General features: G+C 34.1%; 3 protein-coding genes. 1 reads left to right on the top strand and 2 read right to left on the bottom strand.

Annotated features, from left to right (window positions below; translation table 11 throughout):
• Together PHQ99_08510 and PHQ99_08515 are read right to left on the bottom strand one after the other, a co-directional pair.
• Positions 1–719 (bottom strand): ZIP family metal transporter (locus tag PHQ99_08510; GenBank protein MDD4289613.1); only part of this gene is annotated, 719 nt, incomplete at its 3' end.
• 158 nt (positions 720–877) lie between these two features.
• On the bottom strand, positions 878–1,600 hold the full coding sequence (locus PHQ99_08515; GenBank protein ID MDD4289614.1) for a DUF1722 domain-containing protein: 723 nt from the start codon (positions 1,598–1,600) through the stop codon (positions 878–880).
• A gap of 271 nt (positions 1,601–1,871) precedes the next feature.
• Between PHQ99_08515 and PHQ99_08520 the strand changes: the two genes are divergently transcribed.
• On the top strand, positions 1,872–2,917 hold a 1,046-nt coding region (locus tag PHQ99_08520; protein ID MDD4289615.1), incomplete at its 3' end, for a PQQ-dependent sugar dehydrogenase.

A 2,917-nucleotide genomic window follows, 5' to 3' on the forward strand; every position in this document is an offset into this window, starting at 1 on the left:
TGTGTCAGGGCTATTAATAATGCCAGTGAGATTCCGCCAAGAAAAGCAATCACTGAATGCTTCTTTTCATGTCCGGTTGCCTCAGGCAGTAGATGGGATGCTGAAATGTATATTAATACACCTACCACAAAACCTAAAGCTAAACCTAATATTTGTTCATTTAATTTAGAAACAAGAGGATAAGCAATAAATGCACCTAATGGTGTTGTTAGTGAAGATATTAGAAAAGCAAATAAAATAGCCTTTTTCTTATTCAATCCACCAGCCATAAAAAATGAATAAGTAATAACACCTTCGGCAAATTCGTGAATTACCAGACCAATGCCTGCCAAAAGACCTGTCAGTATACTGGTATTAAATGTTACTGTGTATATCATACCATCTACAAAGGAGTGTATGCCAATACCCTGTATTGCTGTGATACCAAAAGCCAGGGACTTTTGTTTTGTCTTATACTGGATTACCTTATTACTGAAAAACATAAATAAAAAACCAGTAAGGGCAAAATATCCGGCATTGTGATTTTTTTCAACTGCTTCAGGAAAAGCCGATATCAGGGGAACTGATATTAATACTCCGGCTGCAAGGCACATAAAATATGTCTTCTTCTTTTCCGCCCAATCTCTATTTTTATAGATAGTTAATATCCCTATACTATTAATCAAGGCTGATAAAACAGCAAAGATAGCTATCCAGGTAAATGTACTAAATTCAAACATTATTTTAACTGCCTCCTTAGTTTAGTTAGTCAGTCTATATTTTATATTTTATTTGGGTATCATTTTGATATATCTGCATATAATTTTTTTACCAAACTAATCAATTTTTTAATTATCCTATTTAATGTCCAGTTTTCGGATTCTAATTTTAAAATCATTTAATCTTCTGATAAAAAATCTGCAAAGATAGTGGAATGGAGCAGATATTTTTTCTGGTATTTCTTTGCCAGTTCAAAAAGAAAATTAATTTTTATTATAGGATTTGAGAGGTTAAAGAAATAAGTTTTTTCTTCGGCATTTGTCTCTTTTTTAAAATAACCCCATAAATGCTCAATAGTATTATATAATGCCTTTGATGGTACTTTATATTTAAAATGGGATTGAATTTTTAAAATTAAATCACCTTCCTGATCAATTGACAAATCAGGACTGTTTTTCATAAGACTCTGGATATTCCTGTAATATTGATAGCCTCTTGCCATAATTGAATATTTATGATGTGCCCAGAATTCAGTACCGTTTTTGGGAAGAGGTATCCGGCCCACCTGATTTTTTTCAAGGTATTTATTGGTTAATATTACAAATTGTTGTACTGGTAAATCAACATAAGTAGGTTTTACTAATGGTTTTGGTAGATGAATATTTATGGAATTTGAAAGGGGACTATTATGATTAAATCCTCTTAGATTCATTTCTTTTACAACCAGATCATGTCGTATAACCAGTTGGCAAAGACGGCCTACCCACCTTTTTGTCTCCGGATGCTGGGAATACCCCTTTTTTCCTCCACTAATAATACTAAATAAGGCATGTATCTCTACATGCTCTCCCAGCAAGCTTTTATCTGACAGATAACCAGGGTGAACATCCCATACTCTCATAATTGTTTACCTTTGTTGTTTTTACAACCAAAACTATTTTGTTGTCTTCAAATTTTTTCTTATTTTAGATTATAATACATATAACATGAAATAATAAACACTAAAAGAATATTTGTTGTTCTTATTCTATTAGTTTATTACCATTTTTAGCTAATTATGGTAAAATATATTTATATTCAATATTATTAATAAACAATTAATATCAATCATCAAACATCAGCCTATCAGCAAGATCCTTAAATATAAAAATTAAGGAGGTCAGATATCCAAAATGAAAAATAATAACTATCAATCATTTTTCATTTTCCTTATTAGCATTTTGTTAATCTGGCAACTTTCTCTTAATGCACAAACAAATCAACCAATTGTTGGGGAGCCACCCCAAAGCATAGAAGACAATTTTATTTTAGAACCGGCAGAATACCATGTTGAAACATGGGTTGAAAATCTTGACATTCCCTGGGAACTTGTATTTTTGTCTGAAAACAAGGCTCTTGTTACTGAAAGAAATGGACAAATTCGCCTGATTGAGAATAGTATTTTACAGCAGGAACCTTATAAAGTAGTTGACGAAGTAGCACATATCGGAGAAGGTGGATTGATGGGTTTTGCCAAACACCCCCGGTATCCGCAACAAAAATATCTTTATATTATGCACACTTACCTTGGTGACAATGAGCTCTATAACCGGGTTATCCGTTTTATTGATACAGGTAATACGATGGAATTTGATAAAATAATTATTGATAAAATCCCCGGTTCACAGGTACATAATGGAGGGCGTATTGCCTTTGGACCTGATGAAATGCTGTACATATGTACCGGTGATACCTGGCAAGCGGAAATTGCCCAGGATATCAATAATTCAGGAGGGAAAATTCTACGGTTAACACCCGAAGGGGATATACCTGATGATAACCCATTTAATGATTCCCCGGTTTACTCTCTGGGTCACCGTAATACCCAGGGACTTGCCTGGCATCCTGAAACAGGAATTCTTTTTTCTTCCGAACACGGGCCTTCCGGGGAGTTTGGGCTACGTGATAAGGACATTATTAATATTATTGAAAAGGGAGGAAATTATGGTTGGCCTTTAGTCTTAGGTGATGCCAATGTAGAACCATATATTGATCCGATAATTATGTGGCCTCAGGCTACACCACCCTCTGGCATGACTTTCTGGAATAATGATTTATTTGTAGCAACTTTACGAAGCAGGGCTTTACTGAGAATTCGTATGACTTTAAAAGACGACTCTTATGAAATAACTGCCATTGATCGTTTATTTGCTGCAGATTGGTCTAATGGCACCTATGG

This window comes from Atribacterota bacterium (genome assembly GCA_028703475.1).
Taxonomy (GTDB): Bacteria; Atribacterota; Phoenicimicrobiia; order Phoenicimicrobiales; family Stramentimicrobiaceae; genus JAQVMU01.